The organism is Microbacterium testaceum StLB037, from assembly GCF_900104345.1.
GTDB lineage: Bacteria > Actinomycetota > Actinomycetes > Actinomycetales > Microbacteriaceae > Microbacterium > Microbacterium testaceum_A.
Window position 1 is genome coordinate 529,858 of the sequence record NZ_FNJN01000002.1, and the last position, 24,225, is coordinate 554,082.

Below are 24,225 nucleotides of genomic sequence, written 5' to 3' on the forward strand. Positions count from 1 at the left end.
ATGCGCATCTTCGATCCCCACATCCACATGTCCGCCCGCACGACCGACGACTACGAGGCGATGTACGACGCGGGCGTGCGCGCCCTGGTGGAGCCGGCGTTCTGGCTCGGCCAGCCGCGCACGAGCGTGGGGTCGTTCCTCGACTACTTCGACGCGCTGATCGGGTGGGAGAGGTTCCGTGCGGCGCAGTTCGGCATCCGCCACCACTGCACGATCGCGCTCAACCCGAAAGAGGCGAACGACGCGCGCTGCCGCGAGGTCATGGCCGAGCTGCCGACGTACCTCGCCAAGGACGGGGTCGTCGCGGTCGGTGAGACCGGCTACGACTCGATGACCCCCGAAGAAGACGAGATCCTGCGCCAGCACCTCGCGCTCGGCATCGAGTTCGACCTCCCCGTACTCGTCCACACTCCGCATCGCGACAAGACCGTGGGCACCCGGCGCACGCTCGACGTGGTGGCCGAGTCCGGCATCGCGATGGAGCGCGTGCTCGTGGACCACCTCAACGAGACCTGCGTCGACGCGGTCGCCGACAGCGGCGCCTGGATGGGCTTCTCGATCTACCCCGACACCAAGATGGACGAGCAGCGCGTCGTCGCCATCATGCAGCGCATCGGGCTCGACCGCGTCATCGTGAACTCCGCGGCCGACTGGGGCCGCTCCGACCCGCTCAAGACGGCGAAGACGGGTCTGGCGATGCTCGACGCCGGGTTCAGCGACGACGACGTCGACCGGATCCTGTGGCGCAACCCGCGCGACTTCTACGCGCAGAGCGGGCGCGTGAACACCGACCCGATCGACGGCTTCGCTCCCGCGAGCCAGGGGCCCGAGCTGTTCGCCGGCAACTCCGTGCTGCGCGGTATGGCATCGCGCCAGGGGGCGTGAGGGTGGAGCTGTCGTACTGCACGAACGTCCACCCCGCCGAAGACCTGCCCGGCATCGTCCGCCAGCTCGACGAGCACGCGGGCCCCGTCCGGCGGGCGGCGGGCCTCGAGCGGCTCGGCGTCGGACTGTGGATGCCGGTGGGCGTGGCATCCCTCCTCTCCGACGACCCGCGGGCCCGCGGTGTCCTCGCCGACGCCCTCGCGCGAAACGGGCTGGAGCTGCGCACGGTCAACGCCTTCCCGTACCGCGGGTTCCACGACGACGTCGTGAAGCTCGCGGTGTACCGCCCCGACTGGACCACGCGCGAGCGCCTGGAGTACACGCTCGACTGCGCGCGCGCCCTCGCGGCGCTTCTTCCCGCCGGGGCCGAGGGCAGCATCTCGACGCTCCCGCTGGGATGGAGGGAGGGGTGGGATGCCGCGGCCGACCGCGCCGCGGAGGAGCACCTCGCCGGACTCGTCGAGGGCCTCGCCGCGCTCGAGCGCGAGACGGGACGCATCGTCCGCGTGGCGATCGAACCCGAGCCGGGCTGCATCCTCGACGACGTCGCCGACGTGGTGGCCTGGCTCGGCGCCCGCCCGCACCTGACCGCCGGGGGCCGACTCGGGCTGTGTCTGGACACCTGCCACCTCGCCGTGTCGTTCGCCGACCCCGCCGGAGCGGTCGCCGCGGCCGCCGCCGCCGGCATCCGCATCGTGAAAGTGCAGGCCTCGGTCGCCCTCGAGGTGCCCGACCCCGCCGACCCCCGCACGGCGGACGCCCTCCGCCCCTTCGCCGAGGAACGCTACGTCCACCAGGTGCGCGAGGCCGGGGGTCGACGCTCCGCCGATGACCTCCCCGAGGTGCTCTACGCCGCCGCGCCGTGGCCGACCGACCGCGCCTGGCGCGTGCACGTCCACATCCCCCTGCACGCGCGTCCCGCAGCCCCCCTCCGCGCCACGACCGAGGTGCTGCTCGCCGCGGTCGACGCGGTCCTCGAGACCCCCGGTGGCGGTGACGCCCACCTCGACATCGAGACCTACACCTGGTCGGTGCTGCCCGACGAACTGCAGCCCGAAACGCTCGTCGGCGGGATCGCGGCCGAACTGCGCTGGGCGCACGCGCACCTGCCGCGCGCTGTCGCCGGGGTGCCGGCATCCCGAATCGACGAAAGGAGCCTGGTATGAGCAAGGTCCTGCTGCTGGACATCGTGGGGCTCACCCCGCGCGCGCTCGCCGCGATGCCCCGACTCACCGCGCTCGGCCGCGCCGGCGGGCAGCTGGGGCTCGACACGATCCTCCCGGCCGTCACGTGCAGCGTGCAGTCGACCATGCTCACCGGCACGATGCCGCGCGAGCACGGGATCGTCGGCAACGGTTGGCACTTCCGCGGCCTCGGCGACCCTCTCCTGTGGCGCCAGCACAACAAGCTCGTCGCCGGAGAGAAGGTGTGGGAGACCGCGCGGCGCTCGCGCCCCGAGCTGACCACGGCCAACCTCGGCTGGTGGTTCGCGATGGGGGCGACGACCGACATCACCGTGACCCCGCGCCCGATCTACCACGCCGACGGGCGCAAGAGCCCCGACGCGTACGTCCGCCCCGCGGCCCTGCACGACCAGCTGGTCGGGGCGCTGGGCGAGTTCCCCCTGTTCCAGTACTGGGGCCCGACCGCGACGATCCAGAGCAGCGCGTGGCTCGCCGAGGCGACGCGCGGCGTCATCACCGAGCGGTGGGGTCCGGCGCCCGACCTGGCGATGGCGTACCTGCCGCACCTCGACTACGACCTTCAACGCTTCGGCCCGAACGGCCCCGAAGCCGAGCGCGCGGCGCGCGAGCTCGACGACGCGATCGCGCCCCTGCTGACCGATGCGCTCGACCGCGGGTACAGCGTCGTCGCGGTGTCGGAGTACGGCATCGAACAGGCATCGCGCCCCGTCGACGTCAACCGCGCCCTGCGCCGCGAGGGACTGCTCGAGGTGTACGTGCAGGACGGCCGCGAACAACTCGACCCGTGGACCTCGCGCGCGTTCGCCGTGGCCGACCATCAGGTCGCTCACGTGTACGTTCCGGATGCCGCCGACCTCCCCCGCGTGACGGCGCTGCTGCGCGGACTCGAGGGTGTCGACGAGGTTCTCGACCGCGACGCGCAGGCGCGGTACGGCCTGGACCACGAGCGCTCCGGCGAACTGGTGGTGGTGGCCGAGCCCGGCGCCTGGTTCACCTACTACTTCTGGCTCGACGACGAGCGCGCCCCGGAGTACGCCCGGGGCGTCGACATCCACCGCAAGCCCGGATACGACCCCGCCGAGCTGTTCTTCGACCCCGCCGACCGTTTCGCCAAGGCCAAGGCCGGCGCGAACCTCGTGAAGAAGAAGCTGGGCCTGCGCTACGCGATGAGCACGGTGCCGCTCGACCCCTCGTGCGTCCGCGGGACGCACGGCCGCCTGTCGTCGACGCGGCGCGACGGACCGATGCTCGTCTCGAGCGACGCAGGCCTGCTGCCCGACGCCGAGTCGCTGCCCGCCGCGGGCGTCCGCGACCTGGTGCTGCGCGGCCTGGGCGTCTGACCCGGCGGGACACAACGCAGGAGTCTCGGACTCGAGCCCCGTCCCGCGCCCGCCAGAGGCGGTGTCACCGGGGTGGATCTCCTGCGTCGTGGCCGCTGGCCCGCGGTGGAGGACGCTCGGGCCGCCGTAGCTCGGAGCTCGGCCAGGGCGACCCCGCATCGCGGCTGCGGGCACAACGCAGGAGTCTCCGTCCCACATCCGCCCGCCGTGCGGCCAGAACGGTATCGCGCGACCGGATCTCCTGCGTCGTGTCGCGGGGAGCAAGGGCGCTTCGGCGCCCCCTCAGGCCCCGCCCGGGCAGACGGAAGGGCCGGATGCCTCCGCATCCGGCCCTTCTTTCGCTTCCGACCGATCCCCCCGGATCAGCGCTGGCTGAACGCCGCGTCGAACGCCGCCCCGGAGGGCTCGTACGACGACAGCTTCCGCACGAATCCGAGCGCCTCGGGCGCTCCGACCAGGCGGTCCATGCCCGCGTCCTCCCACTCGACCGACAGCGGCCCGTCGTAGCCGATGGCGTTGAGCATGCGGAAGGCGTCCTCCCACGGCACATCGCCGTGCCCGGTCGAGATGAAGTCCCACCCGCGGCGCGGGTCGGCCCACGGCAGGTGCGACGACAGGCGTCCGTTGCGGCCGTTGCCGAGACGCTTCTTCGTGTCCTTGCAGTGCACGTGGAAGATCTTGTCCTGGAAGTCCCATAGGAACGCGACCGGATCGATGTCCTGCCACACCATGTGCGAGGGATCCCAGTTCAACCCGAAGGCCTCGCGGTGCCCGATGGCCTCGAGAGCCCGCTGGGTCGTCCAGTAGTCGTAGGCGATCTCGGAGGGGTGCACCTCGTGGGCGAAACGCACGCCGACCTCGTCGAACACGTCGAGGATCGGGTTCCAGCGGTCCGCGAAGTCCTGGTATCCGGCATCCACCATCTGCTCGGTGGCGGGCGGGAACATCGCGACGTACTTCCAGATGCTCGAGCCGGTGAAGCCCGTGACGGTCTTCACTCCCAGCTTGGATGCCAGGCGGGCGGTGTTCTTGAGCTCTTCGGCGGCGCGCTGACGCACGCCCTCGGGGTCGCCGTCGCCCCACACCCGGTCCGACACGATGTCGCGGTGACGCTGGTCGATGGGGTCGTCGCAGACGACCTGTCCCTTGAGGTGGTTCGAGATGGTCCACACCTTCAGGCCGTTGCGCTCGAGCACGTCGAGCTTGCCCTGCACGTAGGCCTCGTCGTCCCAGCGCCAAGGGTCGAGGTGGTCCCCCCAGCAGGCGATCTCGAGGCCGTCGTAGCCCCACTCGCCGGCGAGACGGGCCACCTCCTCGAAGGGGAGGTCGGCCCACTGGCCGGTGAAGAGGGTGATCGGTCGCGTCATCGCGGCGTCCTTTCGTCGGTGCGGTTCCGGGATCGGATTCAGGATGCCGCGAACGCGCGGCCCCCGGAAGAAGCGGTGGCCAGGTCGGCATCGACGCCGGTCCAGACGCCATCGGCCTCGGAGCTGCGCGCGACGGCGTCGAGCACCTCCTGCACGTGCAGGCCGTCGGCGAACGAGGGGGTCGGGGCGGCTCCGGCGGCGACGGCCTCGACGAAGTCCTTCGCCTGGTGCGAGAAGCCGTGCTCGTAGCCGAGCATGTGACCGGTGGGCCACCACGCGGCGACGTACGGGTGCTCGGGTTCGGTGACGAGGATCCGACGGAAGCCCTGCTCGGCGGCGGGGAGCGTGGCGTCGTAGAACTGCAGTTCGTTCGGGCTCTCGAGGTCGAACGACAGCGAGCCGAGGGATCCGGCGATCTCGATCCGCAGGGCGTTCTTGCGGCCGAGGCGGAAGCGCGAGGCCTCGAACGAGGCGAGGGCGCCGCTCTCGAGGCGACCGGTGAACAGGGCGAGGTCGTCGACCGTGACGGCCCCGCGTTCGGTGCCCGCGGAACCGGAGAGGCCGGTCGAGGAGGCGAGGACGGGACGCTCGTCGACGATCGTCTCGAGGATGCCGGCGACGCGGCTCACGCGCTGCCCGGTGATGAACTCGGTGAGGTCGACGGCGTGGGCGCCGATGTCGCCGAGGGCGCCGGATCCGGCGCGGTCCTTCTGCAGGCGCCACGTGAGCGGGGCCTCGGCGTCGCTCAGCCAGTCCTGGAGGTATTCGGCGCGCACCTGGCGGATGTCGCCGAGGCGGCCCGCGACGACGAGGTCGCGGGCGAAGGTCGTGGCGGGAAGACGCCGGTACGTGAAGCCGACCATCGAGCGGATGCCGTTGTCTGCGGCGGACGAGGCGGCCTCGGCCATGCGCCGGGCCTCGTCGACGGTGTTGGCGAGGGGCTTCTCGCACAGGACGTGCTTGCCGGCGGTGAGGGCGGCGATCGCGATCTCGGCGTGCGAATCGCCGGGGGTGACGATGTCGACGACGTCGATGTCGGAGCGGTGGATGACCTCGCGCCAGTCCGTCGCGCTCTCCTGCCAGCCCCAGGTCTCGGCGGCGGCCTGCGTGCGGGCCGCGTCGCGCCCGACGAGCACGCTCATCTCGGGGGCGAGGGGGAGGTCGAAGAAACGAGGGGCGACGCGCCATCCCTGGGAATGCGCGGCGCCCATGAATCCCGCACCGATCATGGCGATGCGAAGGGGCTGGGTCACGATGACGTCTTTCTGTGGGGGGACGGGGGACGGGGCGCCCGCGACGAACGCGGACGCCCCGGACCGGGTCAGGACTGGAACGAGAGGTCGATGAAGGACGCGACGTTGTCCTTCGTCACCACGGGGGCGTCCAACACGATGCGGTTGGGGACGCTGGGCGTGATGAGGTCACCGGCGGTCTTGCCCTGCGCGATCAGGCGCGCCAGGGCGATGCCGTCGGCGGCCTGCGTCGACGGGTAGATGACCGTGGCCTTCAGGACGCTGTCGTCGGCCTGGATGGACTCCATCGCGTTCCGGCTGCCCGCGCCGCCGACCATGATGAACTCGTCGCGACCGGCTGCCGTGATGGCGGCGAGCACGCCGATGCCCTGGTCGTCGTCGTGGTTCCAGATGGCGTCGATCTTGGGGTTCGCCGACAGCAGCTGCGAGGTCGAGGCCTCGCCGCCCTGGACGGTGAAGTCCGCGGCGACGCGGGGTCCGACCTTCAGGCCGCAGTCCGACAGGGCGTCGGCGAAGCCCGCCGAGCGGTCCTGCGTGAGCGGCAGGGAGTCGATGCCCGCGATCTCGCCGACGACGGCACTGCTGTTGCCCTCGAGCTGCGAGCAGATGTACGTGCCGGCGCTGACGCCCATGCCGTAGTTGTCGCCCAGGATGGTCGAGCGGGCGGCGAAGGGGCTCGAGAACTCGCGGTCGACGTTGATCACGGGGATGCCCGCGTTCATCGCCTTGATCGCGACCTCGGTGAGGGCGGCGCCGTCGCTCGGCAGGAGCACGATGGCGTCGACGCCGTCGTTGATGAAGGTCTCGACGGCCGCGATCTGAGCGTTGACGTCGTTCGTCCCCTCGGCGACCTTGAGGTCGACGTCGGGGAAGCTCTCGGCGGCGGCGAGCGCACCCGAGTTGATGGCGCCGAGCCACCCGTGGTCGGCGGCGGGGCCCGAGAACCCGATGGTGACGGTGTCACCGGCGGCGGCGTTCTCTTCGGTCGTGGTGCCCTGGTCGACGACGTTCTGGCTGTCGCCGCCCGAGCCGGTGCAGCCGGCGAGAAGGCCGACCGAGGCGACGACGGCGATACCGGTCAGGACGAGTCGCGAACGCGACTTCCACTGTGAGCGCATGTTTCCTCCTTGAAATGTGATGCAGCTGGGGTCATCGCGGCCCCGGGTCATTCCGGAAGGAAGGGTCCACTCTGACGTGGCTCACGCTAGCAGAAGTGTCGGTTGATTGAGCATCTTTTGTTTTTCAAGCCGCATAAGTCGGCGCACACGCTGATTCCGACAGGAAAGCGCTCGCGCGCATGCGGGAGGCGGCTTCCCGGCGCGACGCCGAATTCGGGTCGCGCGACGGTGAGGCGGCGTGTTATGTTCGCCGCGTGATCAAAGTTGACCATCAGTCGTCATTACTCACCGTCCGAGGCGTGACCAAGTCCTTCGCCGGCGTCCGCGCCCTGCGCGGTGTCGATCTCGACATCGTCGCCGGTGAGGTGCACTGCGTGCTGGGCCAGAACGGCGCGGGCAAGTCGACTCTCATCAAGACCCTCGCCGGAGTGCACCGCCCCGACGAGGGAGAGATCGTGTGGCTCGGCGAGAACGTCGAGATCGCCGACCCCGATGCGGCCATCGACCTCGGCATCGCGACGATGTACCAGGAGCTCGACGTCGTCGACGGCCTCACGATCGCCGAGAACATCTTCCTCGGGCACGAGCTCGCGCGCGGTGGCTTCACGCAGCGCGCCGAAGCCGCCCGGCAGACCCGCGAGCTGCTGCGCCGTCTCGGACACGCCAACCTCTCTCCGAACACCGAGGTCGGCTCGCTCAGCGCCGCCAACAAGCAGATCGTCAGCATGGCGCGCGCGCTGTCGCACGACATCAAGCTGATCATCATGGACGAGCCCTCGGCCGTCCTCGACACCGAAGAGGTCAAGAACCTCTTCGCCGTCGTGCGCGAGCTCACCGCCGCGGGCATCGCCGTCGTCTACATCACGCACCGCCTCGAAGAGATCCGCGAGATCGGCGACCGCATCACCGTCCTGAAGGACGGGCGGACCACCGCGGTCGGTCTCTCCGCCGCCGACACCCCGAAGGCCGAACTCATCCGGCTCATGACCGGGCGCGAGGTGGCCAACGTCTTCCCCGAGCGTGTGCCCGTGGCATCCGATGCCCCCGTCGTCCTCGACGTGCAGGGACTCGGGCTCGACGGGGTCTTCTCCGACGTGTCGTTCTCGGTGCGCGCCGGTGAGGTGGTGGGGCTCGCCGGACTCGTCGGCTCGGGTCGATCCGAGATCCTCGAGACGGTCTACGGCGCGCGACGCTCGAACGCCGGCTCCGTTCGCGTCCGTGACAAGGTCCTTCCCCGCGGATCGGTCCGCGCCGCCGTCGGCGCGGGCATCGGTCTGTCGCCCGAGGAGCGCAAGAGCCAGGGGCTCGTGCTCGACGAGCCGATCTTCGTCAACATCGCGCTGGCCTCCATGAAGCGCTTCGCCAAGGGCGGGTTCCTCGACGACCGCGCCGCGCGCAAGGTCGCCCGCGAACAGATCGACGCCTTCGAGCTGCGCCCGGCCGATCCCGATCGTCCCGCGCGCACCCTGTCCGGCGGCAACCAGCAGAAGATCCTGCTTGCCCGCTGGCTCGTGCACGGCACCGAGGTGCTGCTGCTCGACGAACCCACCCGCGGCGTCGACGTCGGCGCCCGCGCCGAGATCTACGCCCTCATCCGCGATCTCGCCGCCGCAGGCAACGCGGTCGTCGTCGTCTCGAGCGAGATCGAAGAGGTCCTCGGCCTCGCCGATGTCGTCCTCGTCGTCGCCGACGGTCGCATCCTGAGCACCCTCCCCTCCCACCAGATCGACGAGCACGGCGTGCTCGATCTCGTCATGAAAGGATCCGCCGCGTGAGCGAGCCGACCACCCCGACCCGTGCACGCACGGTCCCCACCGAGACCGGGGCCGTCGCGGCTCCCGCTCCCGAGCCCGCTTGGCGCCGCTTCCTCTCCGGATCGGCCGGCCGCAACATCGGCCTCGTCGTCGCGCTGCTGGTCATCGTCATCGTCGGCGCCATCACCGCGCCCGGGTCGTTCACGAGCGTCGACAACCTGCTCGTCATCCTCCGCCAGGCCTCGATCATCGGCGTCATCAGCATCGGCATGACCCTCGTGATCATCGCGGGCGGCATCGACCTGTCGGTCGGCTCGGTCATGGGCCTCGCCTCGGTGGTCGCGACCCTCGCCGCCGTGCAGGATCTCGCCGACAACCTGCACTGGAGCGTCATGGTCGTCATCGCCCTCGCGGTGGGCGTGGGCGCCGGCCTCATCAATGGCATCGTCATCGCGTACGGCAACGTCGTGGCCTTCATGGCGACCCTCGCCATGCTCGTCGGCGCGCGCGGCCTGGCCGAGATCCTGGCCGAGCGTCGCACGCTCGTCGTGCAGGACCGCGGCTTCATCACCTTCATGAACGCCGACATCCTCGGCGTGGACATCCTCATCTGGATCTTCGCCATCGTGGCGGCCCTCGGCTGGGTGCTGTTGAACCGCACCACCTTCGGGCGTCGCACCGTGGCCGTCGGCGGCAACCGCGAGGCCGCGCGCCTGGCCGGCATCGACGTGCGTCGGCACACGATGTGGCTGTACGCGATCACGGGTCTGTGCGCCGGTATCGCAGCTGTCATGATCCTCGGCCGCACGACGGCGGGCACCTCGACCCACGGTCAGCTGTACGAGTTGGACGCCATCGCCGCGGTCGTGGTGGGCGGCACGCTCCTCGTCGGCGGCCGGGGCACGATCACCGGTACGGTGTTCGGCGTCCTCATCTTCGCGACGTTGTCGAACGTGTTCATCCAGAACAATCTCTCGTCTTCCGTACAGGCGGTGGCGAAAGGTGTCATCATCGTGGTCGCGGTGCTCCTGCAGCAGCGCTTCTCCCGTCCTCCGGGACGGGGCTGACGACCCCTTATGCCGACGGCGGCTGCGTGATTCGCGTAGTCGCCGTCGGTATGTGGATGGAATGCATTACTACTAATGGTGTACTGAGGGCGTGAAGAGGATGACGACAGATTCCGTGCAGTCGGTCAACGGCGTGAGCCAGTTGTTCCAGCTGCTGCGAGACGGCGTACCGCGTACGCGAGCGGAGCTGGCCAAGTCGACCGGCCTCGCCCGATCGACGGTCGCCGTGCGCGTCGACGAGCTCATGCGCATGGGCCTCATCACCCCCGTCGCCGACGCGGTGTCCACCGGCGGACGGCCGCCGTCGCAGTTCGCGATCAACCCCGCGGCCAAGGTCGTCGTCGCCGTCGACCTCGGTGCCTCGCACGCGACGGTCGCGATCGCCGACCTCACCGGCAAGGTGCTCAGCGAACGCACCGGCGACATCGACATCGCCACGGGTCCCGAGCCCGTGCTCACCTGGCTCGTCGAGACGGCGACGGCGCTGCTCTCGGAGTCGGGCCGCTCCACCTCCGACGTGGCCGCGATGGGCATCGGCGTCCCCGGCCCCGTCGAGCACTCCACCGGACAGCCGGTGAACCCCCCGATCATGCCCGGCTGGGATCGCTTCGACATCCCCGGCTGGATCTACCAGCACATGCCGGTTCCCGTCCTCGTCGACAACGACGTCAACATCATGGCGCTGGGCGAGCGCAGCATCGCCTGGCCCGCCGTCGACCACTTCATGTTCGTGAAGGTCGCCACCGGCATCGGCACCGGCATCATCTCCGACGGTCACCTGCAGCGCGGAGCCCAGGGCATCGCCGGCGACATCGGTCACGTCCAGGTCGCGCGCGGCGCCGACATCCCGTGCCAGTGCGGCAATCGCGGATGCCTCGAGGCCTTGGCATCCGGTCCCGCGATCGCGCGCGCGCTGCGCGCGCAGGGCATCGACGCGCACACCGGCTCTGACGTGGTCGACCTCGTCAAGCGCGGCAACATCGACGCGATCCAGGCCGTGCGCCAGGCGGGTCGCGACATCGGCGAGGTGCTCACGACGTGCGTGAGCCTGATGAACCCGTCGGTGATCGCGATCGGCGGGTCCATGGCGCGCGTGGGCGAGCATCTCATCGCGGGCGTGCGCGAGGTCGTGTACACGCGCTCCACGCCGCTGGCCACCGAGTACCTCTCGATCGTCCAGTCGGTCGCCGCCGAGAAGGCCGCCGTGATCGGCGCGAGCATGCTTGCGGTCGAGCACGCCCTCGCCCCCGAGTCGCTGAACGCCGCGTTCCTCCGCGCCTGACCCGCGACGGGTCGCTGCCGCCGCACGACTCCTGCAGATCGGACGGCTCCGCGCCGTCGGTGGGCCGCGGGCGCGCGATATGCAGGAGTCGTGCGCTCGTGCCGGGGTCCCCGGTTGGGCAGGCCGGCGGGGCCGCTGCGCCGTGCCGGGGCGGTGGCGCGTGCACAACTCCTGCAGATGGGCGGGTTTCGCGGCCCCGGGGGCCACGGTCGCGCGATGCGCAGGAGTTGTGCAGCCGAGCCGGGGTTGTCGGTCCGCCGGGTGGGTGGTGAGCCGGTCCGGCGCGTACGGCGGCGGACCGTTTCCCCGACAGGCCAATTCCGGATGCCGGGACTTCGGCGTGTCGCGGATTTCCCCGCGGTCGTGCCCGGTGCGGGGCCCGTCCCTCCCGTGGCATGACGCAGGACATCCGGGGGCGGCGGGCCATCGGGCCGGGGGGAGACGCCCCGACCGGGTCGGTGTTCCTGCGTTGTGGCCGCGGCGGGGCGGGGCGGGCGGGAGGCGGGCCGAGCCAGCGCACGAGGAACGCCCGTCGTGCATGAGCACGGCGGGCGGCGTCGATCGCTCGCGGCGCGGAGTGTCCCTCTCCACGCCGCGAGCGGGTCTCAGGGCGACCGGCGCGAGGCGCGGGTCGGGGCGGGGGAGGGAGCCTCGGGGACTCCCTCCGTGTCGGCCACGCCGCCGGCGGGCACCGGCTCGCGCTCGGCGGCCGCACCCGTCGCGGCACCGGGTACAGCGGCATCCGTTCCGTCCGCATCCGCTCGCGCGGCAGCCACGGCGGCGGCGATCTCCCGGGCGTGGGCCGCTCGACGGCGCCGGGCGGCGATGACGCGCCAGGCCACGAGCAGGGCGACCACGGCGAGGATCGCGAGCGCCGTCCATGGCACCGCGGCCGTGGCGGCCGCGCCCTGCGACACGAGGGGGTCGAGGGTCGACGGCTCCGCGCCGGCCAGCGTGCGCGACACGACCTGCGAGGTGGCGGTGACGTCGGCCGAGAGCAACACGAGGGGGACGACCCCGGCGACCTCGACGGTGCGCTTCAGCGAGCTGCCGGGCAGCAGCTCAGGGGCGTCGTCGGCGGCGGTCACGCGCGCCCAGCCGAACGGCCCGCCGAGGGCGACCTCGACGTTCGGGTCGAGACGCGTGTTGCCGGTGTTGGTCAGGGTGTAGCCCACGGTCGCGGATCCCGTCTCGGCGGGGTTCGCGGTGCCGTGGTAATCGACGACGACGTCGCCGACCGCGAGCGAGGGGACGAGGTCGCCCTGCACGCGGAGGTGTAGACGCGAGCCCAGGCGACGTTCGGTGACGGTGCCGTTGTCGGCGGTCACGAGCATGGATGCCACGATGCCGGCCGCGTAATCGCCCGGGGCGGCGTCGGCGGGCACGGTGACGGTGAAGGGGACCTCGGCGCTCGCGCCGCTGTCGAGGGTGAGCTCGGGTGATGCGATCGAGACCCAGCTGCCGAGGTCAGTGGATTCCGCGTCCCCGGCGAGGATGTCGAGGGCTCCGTCGTCGGTGAGGAAGCCGTCGGCGGCGTACACGCGCAGGGTGATCGGCTGAGGGCTGCGGTTCGCGACGTACAGGGCGTCGCCGACCGTTCCACCGGGCATCAGGTCGTAGGCGTAGTTGGGCCGGTCGCGCCCTTGCGCGGTGTCGGCGGGTTTGACACTCCACGTGACCGTGGTGTCGGGGGAGGGGGCGGTCGCCGCGGAGGCGGCGAGCGGGCTGGCCAGCAGCAGCGCGAGGCCGGTGAGGAACGACAGGAGCAATCGGAGCGGACGGGAAGTGGTCTTCGCCTGGGACATGGGCGTGGCTTTCGTGTGGAAGGGATCCCGTCGGGGCCGCGCCCTCGAGGGGCGCGACCCCGACGGGGAGGGGGTCAGCTGAGGGCGGTCAGCGTCACGGTCGCGGTGTAGGTGCCGCGGGGGGTCTCGAGCGGGAGCTTGAGATCCAGGTCGGCGCCCACGAGCGAGCTGCCTCGCTCATGGCCGTCGTTCGCCTGCGCGAGGGTGCGGGCGACCGAGAGGCCCTGGCCGCTGTCGAAGCCCGAGGGCACGGGGGCCCCGGCGACGGCGCCGCCCTGCGTCTCGAGCACCTCGGGCGTCCAGCCGAGGTACTTGCTCGACACCTCCTGGCCGTCGGCGGCGAAGTTCGACACCTGCGCGGTCAGGGACCAGCCGGGGTTGCCGGCCCGGGTGTCCTGGACGCGGATCGGGACGATCTCGCCCGCCGCTGCGTAGTGGTCGAGGTTCTCGGTCGCCACTCCGAGGTCGACGAGGCGCGAGGTGCCCTCGATCGACCAGGTGAGCTCGCCCGAGCCCTGGCCGGGGACGGTCACCGCGATCGACTGGTCGCCCGCGGGAGGGGCGGTCGGAGCCTCACCCGTGTAGTCACCGGTGGTCGAGCCGGCGCGCACGCCCGCGCCGAACGCCGCCGCCGGGGTGTTCCCGTCGAGGGCGAGAGCCCCGTACACGGTGGTGTTCGCCACGCGCAGGTTCGCGGTGTTCCCGGTGAGCGAGAGGCCCCCGCCGATCGAGTTGGCGAAGGCGTCGGAGCCGCCGTCGGCCGTCGCGCCGATCAGCACGTCGCGCGAGCTGCCGCTCACGGTGACGTCGCCCTTGACGACGGCGCCGGTCATCGACACGCCCCAGTCCGAACCGTCGATCGAGACGTCCGCACCGACTGACGTGCGCACGACGTCGACGTAGGTGGCCTGCTGCGTGAGCAGCGAGCCCGAGATCGCGCTGTCGACGACCTCGACGTCGATGCCGCCGGCTTCCACCGAGCCCCCGACCTTCAGGTCGTTGACGTAGAGGAAGCCCACGGTGGTGTCGGCGGAGTAGGCGCTGACGTCGCCGGCGACACTCGTGCCGTCGAGCGAGACGCCGTACGCGTCGGTGGCGACGACGTCTCCGGTGACCGTGACCGAGGTGGCATCCAGCCATCCCCCGGCCTCGACGACGATGTCGCCCTCGACGGTCGCGCCGCCGAGGACGCAGTCCGCTCCTCCCGGGACGATGAGGTTGCCCGAGACGGTCTGGCTGCCCAGGTCGTCGGTGCAGGTGAGGTCGGCCGCGTACGCGGGGACCGCGACCACGCTGCCCCCGATGACGAGGAGTCCGACGGTGGTCAGTTTCGTGATTCTGTTCATCAGTTCTTCCTCGTCGCTCAGCCGCGCAGGGCTGCGATGTTGTCGTAGCTGCGGTCGGCGTTCGCGAGCGAGTTCCCGGGGTTCACCGGCACCGAGGAGGCGTTGTCCTGCTCGAACATGCCGAAGCGCTGACCGCGGTCGCGCAGCTGCGACAGGAACGCCGTGTAATCGATGTTCCCGGCGCCGAACTCGACGATGTCGTAGCCGTTGGCGCTGTTCGGGTTGAGCTTGCCGTCCTTGAGGTGGAGGATCGGGAACCGCCGGGGGTCGCGCTTGATGTAGTCGATCGGCTCGAACCCGGGGTAGAGGAACTTTCCGACGTGCGCCCAATAGACGTCCATCTCGAAGAACACCGTCTCGGGGTTGAGGTTCTCCCAGTACAGGTCGTACACGCGCTCGTTGGTGTCGGTGGTGAAGCCCCACTCCTGCGCGTGGTTGTGCAGGTAGAGCTTGATGCCCGCGGCGCGACCCTTCTCGCCCATCTGGTTCCACGTGCCGATGGCCTGCATCCACGGGTCCTTGGCGAGGGGACCGCCGTAGCCTCCGGCGATGGGTCCGCCCTGGCCCAGGTGCGGCATGCCGAGCACGTGGGCGATCTCGAGCTGCTGGTCGATGTTGGCCGGGGTGAGGTTGACGTGCGCACCGGTCGCGCGCAGGCCGTTGTCGTCGAGCAGCTGGCGGATCTCCTGCGGCGTGATCGCGCCGACGTTGCCCTGGGTGTAGCCCGCGAACTCGATCTCGGAGTAACCGATGCGGGCCAGCTCCTCGAATACCGCACGGAAGCCCAGCGAGCTGACCTTGTCGCGGACGGTGAAGAGCTGGATACCGATGCGGTTGACGGGGACGAGACGCTTCCCGGCGCTGACCGGGGGAGCGGCCGCCGCGGCGCGGGCGCCGACGGCGGTGGAGGCGGAGGCTGCGGCGGGCATGGCGGCGGCGCCGATGCCGACGGCGACGGATGACGCCGCCAGGGCCTTGAGCAGCGTGCGCCGGCTCATGGGCCGATCCGGCACCGTGGGGTGCGCGTGGTCGTGGTGGTGACTCATGACTCTCCTTCGAGGTGGGTCCGCCCCGGGGCCGGGGACGACCGTGAGGGTGGTGGGGGCCGCAGTACGCGACCCCCACCGGGGTGTTACTTCTTGACGGTCAGGTTCGCGCTGCCGCTGCTCTTCGCGATCCCGGTCGAACCGGTGTACGACGCCTGCACCTGGTAGGCGCCCTCCGCGCTGAGCTTGGGCAGGGTCACCTGGACGGTGCCGTCGGCGCCGAGCGTGCCGGTGAGGGTGGCGACGACCGCGTTGTTGCGACGGATGGTCACCGTGGCATCACCGGTCGGGACGATGCCCGTCGACGAGGCCACCTGGACCGTGGCGGTGGCCGCCACGGCGGGCTTGACCGGCGTCGGCGAGACGGCGACCGAGGTCGTCGACTTCGCCTGCGAGACCGTGAGACGACCGATGCCGGCCGACCCCTTGAAGGTCTCGTCGGCTCCGTAAGTGGCCCGCAGGGTGTGCGTGCCGACCGGGAGGTCCGCCGGGAGGGCGACGACGGCGTTGCCGTCGGCGTCCAGGGTCGCGCGACCGAGCTCGGTGTCGCCGACCGTGAGCACGACCTCGCCCGTGGGGGCGCCGCCCTCTCCGCGCACCGACACCGTCACGTCGCCCGGGGCGCCGTAGGTGACTCGCGGGGAGCCGAGCGAGACGAGCGTGCGGGTGTCGACCGTCGGCTCGTTGGGAGCGTCGAGGTCGATCGTGAACGACACCGAACCGAGCTCCGACACGTTGCCACCGGTGTCGGTGGCGCGGTAGCGGATGTCGTAGGCGCCGTCCTGATCGAACGTCACCCCGTACTGCTGGTTCGCCGCGAGGTTCACCCAGGTCGCGCCGTTGTCGCGCGAGTACTGGACGCTCGCGAGCGTGCCGTTGTCGGCGGCCTGCACCGAGAAGCGGACCGGCTCGTTGAACACGCCGCCGACACCCGTCGGGGTGGCGGGGGCCAGCGTGTGCGCGACGGTGGGGGGCGTGACGTCTCCAACGCCGTCGCCGACCATGGTCAGCGCGTCGACGGCCAGCTCGTCGGCCGAGGTGACGTAGAGCGCTCCGGTGCCCTCGGGGGCCTCGAAGGCGATCTCGACGTCCTGCCAGCCGGTGCCCGCGGGGACGACAGCGGTCGCGAAGGGCTCGGCGTCGGCCGCTCCCCAGCGCAGCTGGACCTCGCCCGCGCCGCTGGCACGGACCACGGCCCCGTCGATCCCGGCGAAGTTCACCGGGTCGAAGGCGAGGTAGTCGCCCGCTCCCAGGCCGCGGATGGCGTTGCCGCCCGAGGCGTCGGTGTCGGCGTAGGTGGTGACGCCCTCGCGACGGATCGCGTGCTCGGCCTGCTGCAGCTTCGGGTTCAGGCGAACGGTCGCCTCACCCGTGGCCGCCGGCAGTCCGTTGGCGCCGGCGTCGGTGTACGTGACCACGACCGCGCCGTAGAGCAGGGCACCGGGGCCGTGCTCGGGCGAGTTCGGGTCGGTGCGGAAGACGCCCGTGCAGCCCGTGCCCGAGACCTCGGGGTGGGCGTGCTCGTCGTGGCCGAGACCGTAGGTCCACGTCACGCGCGAGCATTCCGTGGCGTCGCCGTCCTCGGCATCCGTCGTCGTGACCTGGAACGGGATCGCCTGACCCCAGTCGAAGAACGCGCCGTTGCCGGGAAAGGCCACGGTCACCTCGGGCGCCTGGTTGCCGACCGAGATCGTGCGCGAGGTCAGACCGAAGCGTCCGCCCGGGTCGGACACGCGCAGTCGGGCGCTGTAGTTGCCCAGTTCGGTGTAGGTGTACGACGTGGTCGCGCCGGTCGCATCGTAGGTGCCGTCACCATCGAAGTCCCACTCGTAGGTGAGGGCGTCTCCGTCGGGGTCGGTCGAGGTCGACGCGTCGAACTCGACGGTCAGGGGAGCCTGCGACGACGAGGTGGGCGTCGCGGTGAAACGCGCCTGGGGCGACTTGTTGCCGGCGACGTAGTCGATGCGGTACAGACCGGCATCGGGGTTCGCGCGGAAGAAGCCGTCGCCGTAGTCGAGCACGTACATCGAGCCGTCGGGCCCGATCTCCATGTCCATGGGGTTGTCGTGCGGCGGCTGGCCCAGGGTGCTGAGCGCCGCGTTCGGAAGGAAGTCCTCGATGTCGCTGACCTCGAAGGTGTCCCAGTCGAGCGTGAACGCGGCGATGTAGTCCTGCGAGAACTCGCCGATGAACGCCTTGCGGTCCCAGTGCTGCGGGAGCTTCGTGGGCGAGGGGTTGGTCTCGTCGTAGTGGTAGACGGGTCCGCCCATAGGGCCCTGGCCGGTACCGGCACCGAAATTCACCAGCTCGTCCCACGGCTGGTCGCCGGGGTTGTCGCCGTACCAGAGGGTCGCGGGCTGCGCGGGGGGAAGGTCGGTGAGACCGGTGTTCCACCGCGACTCGTTCTTGAGGTTCTGCGGGTCGAAGAACGCACCCGGCGTCGCCGTGGCGAAGTCCCAGTCGTTGTAGGCCTGGTTGTCGGCGTGGACGTAGGGCCACCCGGCGTTCTGGGGCTCGTCGAGGCTGATGGCGTTCCACTCCACCAGTCCCATGGGCCCGCGGCCGGCGGTCTGGGCCACGGCCTTCGTGGCGTCGGGGCCGTAGTCGCCCCACGACAGCGAGTTGGTCTCGATGTCGACCTCGATGCGGAACGGGTTGCGCACGCCCATCACGAAGATCTCGGGGCGGGTGAGTTCGGTTCCGGGGGCGAAGAGGTTGCCCTCGGGGATCGTGTACGAGCCGTCGTCCTCGACGTGGATGCGCAGGATCTTGCCGCGCAGGTCGTTGGTGTTGCCGGCGCCGCGGCGCGAGTCGAATCCGGGGTTGTAGCCGGGGGCGTCGTTGTTGGGCGCGAAGCCGTTCGCTCCCGGAGTGGATGCCGGGGTGTTGTCGCCCGTGCTCAGGTACAGGTTGCCGTCGGCGTTGAATCCGATGTCGGCGCCGACGTGGCAGCACTGCCCGCGCTGGACCTCGACGTCGAGGACGACCTGCTCGCTCGCGAGGTCGAGGGAGTCCCCGTTCCACTGGAAGCGGGCGAGGCGGTTCACGCCGACCCACTGGTCCCAGTAGGACTCGTCGGCCCCCGCGGGGAGGGTGTTGGGGGAGTTGCCCGCCGGGGTGTCGGCGACGCCGTCACCGTCGGCGTCGCGCGGGGAGTAGACGAGGTACACCCAGTTGTTCTCGGCGAAGTCCGGGTCGAGGGCGACCGTCTGCAGGCCGTCCTCGGAGTTGGCGTAGACGTCGAGGGTGTTGGTGACGCGGGTGACGCCGGTCGCGGGATCGGTCAGGCGCACGTCGCCGTTGCGGGCGGTGTGCAGGACGCGCTTGTCGGGGAGGACGGCGAGGTCGATGGGCTCGCCCACGTCCTTCGTGAGCAGGACGCGCTCGTAGTTGCTCCAGTCGAGGGCGCCGCCGTCTTCGCCGGTGTCGCCGGGGTCGGGGGTACCGGGGTCGGTGGGGTCGCCGTGGTCGCCCCCGGGGTCTGTCGTGCCGTGGTCGTGCCCGTCGTGCGCGAAGGCCGGGACGGGTGCGGCGGCGATGGCGCCCAGGCCCAGTGCGGTGGCCGCGAGGACCGCCGTCAACCGGGACCGGACGACCGGATGCCGAGAAGTAGAGTTCATCGTGAAACAGCTCCTGTGAATGCGTTCGAGTTGTTTTCACCGGGTCGCCACACAGTCGGTCTCAACGACTGATCGTGGCGGCCCGGGCTCTTCGTGCGGTGGCGGTCGGCCACGCGCGGTGTCTGCTCCTTACTCTTCGTCGAGTGGGAGGGGTCGCCGATCACCGCCTCTCAAGGCGGTTCGTGGGGCGAGCCTCGGGGGGATGAGGTGTCCGATTGTGGGGGACGTCGCTCGTCGTCATCCTGACGGATGTTTTTCCATAGGTCAATCAAAAGTTGCGTAATGCGCACACAACAAAAGTGCGCTTGACGCGAGCCTTGTGGTTTCCGTTCGTCGCGGGCTAGCATCGCCGCACGGTGCGTCTCGCGCCGATCCCCCACCCGTCGGCGAAGGCGCCGACACGGCCGAGGAGGCCTCATGCTCCATGGACTGACCGGATGGCACCTGCTGATCGTCCTGGCGGTGATCGTCCTCCTGTTCGGGGCCGCGAAGCTGCCGGCTCTGGCGCAGAGCGTGGGCAAGTCGGCCCGCCTCTTCAAGGGCGAGCTGAAAGCGATGAAGGACGACGACGCGACGCCCCTCGCCGAATCGGCCGCGCCCGCGGCTCCCGAAGCCCGTGCCTCGGCGGTCGTCGCCGACCCGCCCCCGACCCGCTGACCCGCCGCGTTCCGATGGTCGGCCCCCGCCGCCCCCGAGCAGGGGAGTAGCCCGTGTTCTTCGGTCTCACCATCGAGAAGATGATCCTCATCGGCGTCATCGCGGCGCTCATCATCGGTCCCGAGCGGCTTCCCGCCGCGACGGAGTCCCTGCGACGCGCGCTCATCCGTGCGCGCGGCTTCGCGAAGACCGCCCAGGAGCGGGTGCGCGACGAGCTCGGCTCCGAGGTGGCCGACGTCGACTGGCAGCGACTCGACCCCCGCCAGTACGACCCGCGCCGCATCATCCGAGAAGCTCTGCTCGCCGATCCGGAGCCGACCGTCGCGCCGCGCGCCGCTTCGACGGACGCCGACGACCCGACCCCCGTCGCCGCTCGTCAGACGGAGTCGGGGCCCGGGGACGCGTCCGCTGCCCGCGCCGATACCGACCGCAACGCCGACAGCACGCGCCGCACGGCCGCGTAGGCCAGGGCGTCGGGGCGGGCGAGCGCGTCCACGTGACGCACCAGGGCGAGATCGGCGAGGGGGCGCAGCACGAGCCCGTCGACAGCGAGCGGGGTCGTCGTCGTCCGGGGCATGACGGCGACCGCCGCGCCCGCGCGGACGATCTCGGCCGTCACAGAGAACTCGTTGATGCGGTGGGCGACCTCGAGAGGGCGTCCGACGTGTGCAGACAGGTGATCGAGGACCCCGGCGAGCGGGAAGCCGGCGTGCACCGAGACCCATCGCTCGTCGACGAGGTCGGACGCACGCAGCTCGGAGCGTCGAGCGAGCGGGTGGTTCGCGGGGAGTGCGATGTCGAGGGGCTCCTCGAGCAGTGGCACCGTCACCACGCGGTCCGCGGGCCACGGCTCGTCGTGAGCGAGGCGGTGGGCGATGACGAGGTCGTGGTCTGCGGTCAGTCCGGGGAAGTCGCGGTGCGCGACGTCGGCGTCGGCGAAGTGAAGGGGCGGAGAGTTGTCGAGTTCGCGCAGGAGGGGCCCGAAGAGCGTGAGGGCGGCGCTGTGGAAGGCCGAGACGCGCACCGGGCGATCGCTCGCGTCGAGAAAGGCGCCGACGGCCTCGCGTGCACCCACGAGGGCCTCGTCGACCCGCGTTCCCGCTGCGGCGAGGGCTTCGCCGGCCGGGGTGAGCGCGAGGGCGCGCCCGACGCGCCGGGTGAGGGGAACGGGAACGTGGGCCTGCAGTACGGCCAGCTGCTGCGAGACCGCGGAGGCCGACACGTGCTGCGCCGCCGCGACGGCGGCGACGCTTCCCCGGTCACGGAGTTCGCGCAGCACGCGCAGGTGAGCCACATCCATAAGTCAGAACTTACGCCACGGTGAAGAACATGCTGCTTGATCTTCCGTGTGGTCGCGGGGGATCGTGAGGGAGTGACCCGCCGCGCTCCCGAGATCCTCGTCGACGTCCTCCTCATCGCCGTCGCCGCGGTGTGGGGGGCGAGCTTCCTCGCCGCGAAAGAACTGGTCGCCGAGACGGGGGTCGCCTCGGGCGTCGCCCTGCGCTTCGTCGTCGCGGCGAGTGCTCTCGGCATCCTGTGTCTTCTTCGTCGGGAGCGGATGCCGCGCGGGCGAGGTCTCGTGATCGCCGCGCTCCTTGGCTGCTCGCAGGCGGCGGTGATCGGGCTCGAGACCGCGGGCGTGCACCTGACCTCGGCGACCAACGCGGGCCTGCTCATCAGTCTGGCCCTCGTCTTCACCCCGGTGCTGGAAAGCATCGCGGCGCGCTCGTGGCTCCCGCGGTCGTACTTCGTCGCGGCTGTGGCCGCGGTCGCCGGGGTCGCCCTGCTCGTCTCGGGAGGGGGCCTGCGGGCCCCCAACCCGGGGGATGCGCTCGTCATCGCGGCGGCGGTCGTCCGCGCCGTGCACGTCACCGCGAGCGGGCACCTCACCCGTGGGCGAGAGGACAGCACCCTCGCTGTCGTGTTCGTGCAGCTCGTCGTGTGCGCTCTCGCCTCGACGGCCGTGGCCGGGGCCGATCTTGCGCCCGCGGTGGCGGGGCTCTCGGCGGCCGGCTGGGCCGACGTGATCTTCCTCGGCCTGCTGTGCTCGGTGTTCGCCTTCGTGGTTCAGCTCTGGGCGGTGCGGCGCACCTCGGCGACCCGCGCGAGCATCCTGATGGGCACGGAGCCGGTCTGGGCGCTCGCCGTGGGCGTGGCGATCGGGGGCGAAGCCGTCGGTCTTCCCGGACTCGCCGGCGCCGCGCTCATCATCGCCGCGTCGTACGCGGGACAGGCGATCGAGCGTCGGCACCGCCGCTCGCGCGCGGAGGCGAGCGGCGGCGCCGACGGCGAAGCGGTCAGCTCCGGTCGGCGGTCGGTCGCCGCCACCGGCCCCAGATCGTCGCCGTGAGCCCCGCCGCCACCAACGCGACGGCGAGGAGGACCGAGGCGATCTCGCCTCCGGTGACCGGCAGTCCGCCCCCGGGGGATCCGGGGCCGGCGCCGGGCGGCGGCGAGCAGTCGACGGTGCAGGTGGCGGTCGGGAGGGGAGTGATCTCGACGGTGACGCCCACGCCGTCGTCGGCGACGGCCGTGGGGACGAAGAGCAGGTCGCTCATGAGACCTCCACCGCCTCGCGCCGACCCTCTTCGCGAGCGCGGGCCACGAGATCGTCGAGGCGCTGGCGGGATCGACGACGACCCGACGCGACGGCCGCGACGATGAGGGCGACGCCGACCGCGGCGGCGAGGTGCACCCACGGAACCGCCCACACCGTCACGCTGCGCGTCACGGGAGCTGCGGCGAGCGTCGAGTCGGGCACCGCGGCATCCACCGTCACGTCCTTCGTCAGCACGAACAGCGGCCACGCGGGCTGGGGCTCGGAGCGCACGTCCCGGGACTCGCCGGGCAGCAGCACTCCGCGCTCCGTCGTCGTCGCCTCGGCCGCGTCGCTCACGGCGAGGGCGGTGTTCCCGGTGTTCTCCGCCGTGTAGGCGTAGGTGATCGACCCCGGCGCGAAGAGGTTCCACGACGGCGTGTATTCCGCGCGGACCTCGCCGACGCCCACCGACGGGGCCAGCTGCCCGGTCACGCGGGTCGACACGCGGAAGCCGACGCGACTGTCGACACCGACCCTCGTCCCGTCCGCTCCCGCGGAGGTGGATCGGACGGATGCCGAGACCCCGGCCGCGTGGTCTCCGGGGGTGGCGTTCTGCGGCACGGCGATCTCGAACGACACGACCCGCGTCTCGTTGGGCGCGAGCGTGACCGTCGGTTCGACCGTGATCCACGTGCCGGCGTCGGTCGAGGTGCGGTCGGCGGGGAGCATCGTGAAGCGCCCCGTCTCGGTGTAGTAGCCGTCCGCGGCGCTCAGGGCGAAGGTCGCCTCGCGCTCGCTGAAGTTCTTCACGGCGAGGTGCTCGGTGACGCGTTGACCCGGGTCGAGTTCGACCTGCATCACGCGGCGGCCGTCCGGCCCCGCGGCCGAGGCCGGGGTGACCGACCAGGTGACCGCGGAGTCGGCGGCGTCGTCGGCCAGGGCGGGCGGGGCCGCCGCGAGGGCGATCGCGGCCACGAAGACACCCGCCATGCCGGCGGATGCTCCGCGCGCGAGCGCGACCCTCATCTCGGTGCTCACCCCTCGAGCAGGGTCAGGGTGATGGTGGCCGAGTACGCCCCGGGTGCCACGGTGGCCGGCGTCTTCAGCAGCAGGCCGGCGGTGGCGGAGTACGAACCGCCGGCGGCGTCCGCTGCGCTGTCGACGTTGGCGAGGAGCTCGGCGTCGACGAAGCCACCCGTGCCGGGGTCGACGTCGTCTCCGGGGGCGACCACCTGCGACCCGCCCGCGGGGTTGCCCGAGACGATGTCGGGGTACCAGCCGAAGCTGTCCGCCGACGAGATCGCGGGCTGGCCGGCGCTGCCGGTGAAGTCGCTGATCGCTCCCATGACGTACCAGAACGATTCCGGGTCGATGTTCTCGGCGAGACGGGTGTCGGTGACGGTGACCGTGGGCAGGGTGCCCGCGAAGGTGCGGTCGGTGCCGGACGCCTCGCCTTCGGTCAGCGTGGTCGCATCGTCCGCGACGGTGAGGGCGAGGACGCCGGGCTCCGCCGCGGGGGCGATCTCGACCTGCACGTCGATGCTGTCCTCGTCGGCGGCGAAGGCGCTGCCACCGCCCGCGGCGGCGAGGATGCCGACCCCGAGGGCGGCGACTCCGATGCGGGCCGACAGGCCGCGACGGGAGGTGAAGGACATGAGTGCTCCGTTCTTCCACCGGGGTCGGTGGAGTCGTCGGCGGGCGCCGGCGGGTGGTCGGGACGAGCGGCGAGGCGCCGATCGGCGAACGAGGGATGCCGTCGTTTCGGGCGGGCGCGGCGGACTCGGGGGAGCCTCGTGGCGGCGCTGTCACGGGTCGGTTCTGCGGGTTCGTTGCGACAGTAGTGCGGCTTCGGTGAGTCGTCAAGCAAAAGATGACTGATCGTCGGAATGGCGAGAGTCGGCGATTTTTCCGCGCTTTACCGGGATATTCGGCCGCAGTGGC

20 protein-coding genes are annotated in these 24,225 nt (G+C 71.4%); 9 read left to right on the top strand and 11 right to left on the bottom strand.

Going from position 1 to position 24,225, the window contains the following annotated elements; translation table 11 throughout:
* The 3 genes from BLS25_RS05780 to BLS25_RS05790 are packed head-to-tail and all read left to right on the top strand — an operon-like array spanning window position 1 to window position 3,430.
* Window positions 1–885, top strand: a complete 885-nt coding sequence (locus BLS25_RS05780; RefSeq protein ID WP_074694745.1) for a TatD family hydrolase — start codon at window positions 1–3, stop codon at window positions 883–885.
* The gene (gene eboE, locus BLS25_RS05785; protein ID WP_235556904.1) at window positions 882–2,051 is read left to right on the top strand and encodes a metabolite traffic protein EboE; all 1,170 of its coding nucleotides are present in this window, start codon (window positions 882–884) and stop codon (window positions 2,049–2,051) included. Before BLS25_RS05780 ends, eboE begins: the two co-directional genes overlap by 4 nt.
* Window positions 2,048–3,430, top strand: coding sequence for an alkaline phosphatase family protein (locus BLS25_RS05790; RefSeq protein WP_074694747.1), 1,383 nt, complete (start codon window positions 2,048–2,050; stop codon window positions 3,428–3,430). Before eboE ends, BLS25_RS05790 begins: the two co-directional genes overlap by 4 nt.
* 362 nt (window positions 3,431–3,792) lie before the next feature.
* On the opposite strand, the gene BLS25_RS05795 is transcribed toward BLS25_RS05790, so the two are convergent.
* The 3 genes from BLS25_RS05795 to BLS25_RS05805 form a co-directional block, all read right to left on the bottom strand.
* Window positions 3,793–4,797: a sugar phosphate isomerase/epimerase family protein gene (locus tag BLS25_RS05795; protein ID WP_074694748.1), complete on the bottom strand. Its 1,005-nt coding sequence runs from the start codon at window positions 4,795–4,797 to the stop codon at window positions 3,793–3,795.
* A gap of 38 nt (window positions 4,798–4,835) precedes the next feature.
* Window positions 4,836–6,026, bottom strand: a complete 1,191-nt coding sequence (locus tag BLS25_RS05800; protein ID WP_074694829.1) for a Gfo/Idh/MocA family protein — start codon at window positions 6,024–6,026, stop codon at window positions 4,836–4,838.
* 92 nt (window positions 6,027–6,118) lie between these two features.
* Window positions 6,119–7,168, bottom strand: a complete 1,050-nt coding sequence (locus BLS25_RS05805; RefSeq protein ID WP_056224412.1) for a substrate-binding domain-containing protein — start codon at window positions 7,166–7,168, stop codon at window positions 6,119–6,121.
* Window positions 7,169–7,467: 299 nt separating this feature from the next.
* Here BLS25_RS05805 and BLS25_RS05810 point away from each other — a divergent pair, with 299 nt between their 5' ends.
* The 3 genes from BLS25_RS05810 (at window position 7,468) to BLS25_RS05820 (ending at window position 11,271) form a co-directional block, all read left to right on the top strand.
* Complete coding sequence (locus BLS25_RS05810; protein ID WP_056224410.1) at window positions 7,468–8,943, top strand: sugar ABC transporter ATP-binding protein; 1,476 nt, start codon at window positions 7,468–7,470, stop codon at window positions 8,941–8,943.
* Entirely contained in the window at window positions 8,940–9,989 is a 1,050-nt protein-coding gene (locus BLS25_RS05815; protein WP_056224409.1) for an ABC transporter permease, read from the top strand. The genes BLS25_RS05810 and BLS25_RS05815 overlap by 4 nt, the downstream gene beginning before the upstream one ends.
* Window positions 9,990–10,089: 100 nt before the next feature.
* Window positions 10,090–11,271: an ROK family transcriptional regulator gene (locus BLS25_RS05820; protein WP_056224407.1), complete on the top strand. Its 1,182-nt coding sequence runs from the start codon at window positions 10,090–10,092 to the stop codon at window positions 11,269–11,271.
* A gap of 605 nt (window positions 11,272–11,876) precedes the next feature.
* On the opposite strand, the gene BLS25_RS05825 is transcribed toward BLS25_RS05820, so the two are convergent.
* From BLS25_RS05825 to BLS25_RS05845, 4 genes are all read right to left on the bottom strand, one after another.
* Complete coding sequence (locus BLS25_RS05825) at window positions 11,877–13,076, bottom strand: hypothetical protein (protein WP_074694749.1); 1,200 nt, start codon at window positions 13,074–13,076, stop codon at window positions 11,877–11,879.
* A gap of 74 nt (window positions 13,077–13,150) precedes the next feature.
* Entirely contained in the window at window positions 13,151–14,422 is a 1,272-nt protein-coding gene (locus BLS25_RS05830; protein ID WP_056224402.1) for a hypothetical protein, read from the bottom strand.
* A 17-nt stretch (window positions 14,423–14,439) separates the two neighbouring features.
* Complete coding sequence (locus tag BLS25_RS05835) at window positions 14,440–15,468, bottom strand: sugar phosphate isomerase/epimerase family protein (protein ID WP_235556903.1); 1,029 nt, start codon at window positions 15,466–15,468, stop codon at window positions 14,440–14,442.
* 86 nt (window positions 15,469–15,554) lie between these two features.
* Window positions 15,555–19,088, bottom strand: coding sequence for a PQQ-dependent sugar dehydrogenase (locus tag BLS25_RS05845; protein WP_081349697.1), 3,534 nt, complete (start codon window positions 19,086–19,088; stop codon window positions 15,555–15,557).
* Between the two features lie 417 nt (window positions 19,089–19,505).
* Here BLS25_RS05845 and tatA point away from each other — a divergent pair, with 417 nt between their 5' ends.
* Window positions 19,506–19,745, top strand: a complete 240-nt coding sequence (tatA, locus tag BLS25_RS05850) for a twin-arginine translocase TatA/TatE family subunit (RefSeq protein ID WP_056224398.1) — start codon at window positions 19,506–19,508, stop codon at window positions 19,743–19,745.
* A gap of 53 nt (window positions 19,746–19,798) precedes the next feature.
* Entirely contained in the window at window positions 19,799–20,209 is a 411-nt protein-coding gene (locus tag BLS25_RS05855) for a twin-arginine translocase TatA/TatE family subunit (RefSeq protein WP_074694750.1), read from the top strand.
* Here BLS25_RS05855 and BLS25_RS05860 read toward each other — a convergent pair.
* Entirely contained in the window at window positions 20,122–21,045 is a 924-nt protein-coding gene (locus BLS25_RS05860; RefSeq protein WP_056224397.1) for a LysR family transcriptional regulator, read from the bottom strand. The two genes, BLS25_RS05855 and BLS25_RS05860, sit on opposite strands and share 88 nt — an antisense overlap.
* Window positions 21,046–21,117: 72 nt before the next feature.
* Between BLS25_RS05860 and BLS25_RS05865 the strand changes: the two genes are divergently transcribed.
* On the top strand, window positions 21,118–22,095 hold the full coding sequence (locus BLS25_RS05865) for a DMT family transporter (RefSeq protein WP_074694830.1): 978 nt from the start codon (window positions 21,118–21,120) through the stop codon (window positions 22,093–22,095).
* Here BLS25_RS05865 and BLS25_RS05870 read toward each other — a convergent pair.
* Genes BLS25_RS05870 through BLS25_RS05880 form a run of 3 tightly spaced genes read right to left on the bottom strand, consistent with a single transcriptional unit; the run spans window position 22,043 to window position 23,939 of the window.
* Window positions 22,043–22,303 carry a hypothetical protein gene (locus tag BLS25_RS05870; RefSeq protein ID WP_074694751.1) on the bottom strand — a complete coding sequence of 87 codons (261 nt, stop codon included), beginning with the start codon at window positions 22,301–22,303 and terminating at the stop codon, window positions 22,043–22,045. The genes BLS25_RS05865 and BLS25_RS05870 overlap by 53 nt on opposite strands.
* Window positions 22,300–23,322 carry a WxL protein peptidoglycan domain-containing protein gene (locus tag BLS25_RS05875; RefSeq protein ID WP_218128159.1) on the bottom strand — a complete coding sequence of 341 codons (1,023 nt, stop codon included), beginning with the start codon at window positions 23,320–23,322 and terminating at the stop codon, window positions 22,300–22,302. Before BLS25_RS05875 ends, BLS25_RS05870 begins: the two co-directional genes overlap by 4 nt.
* Window positions 23,319–23,939 carry a hypothetical protein gene (locus BLS25_RS05880; protein ID WP_056224391.1) on the bottom strand — a complete coding sequence of 207 codons (621 nt, stop codon included), beginning with the start codon at window positions 23,937–23,939 and terminating at the stop codon, window positions 23,319–23,321. Before BLS25_RS05880 ends, BLS25_RS05875 begins: the two co-directional genes overlap by 4 nt.
* Window positions 23,940–24,225: the final 286 nt, after the last annotated feature.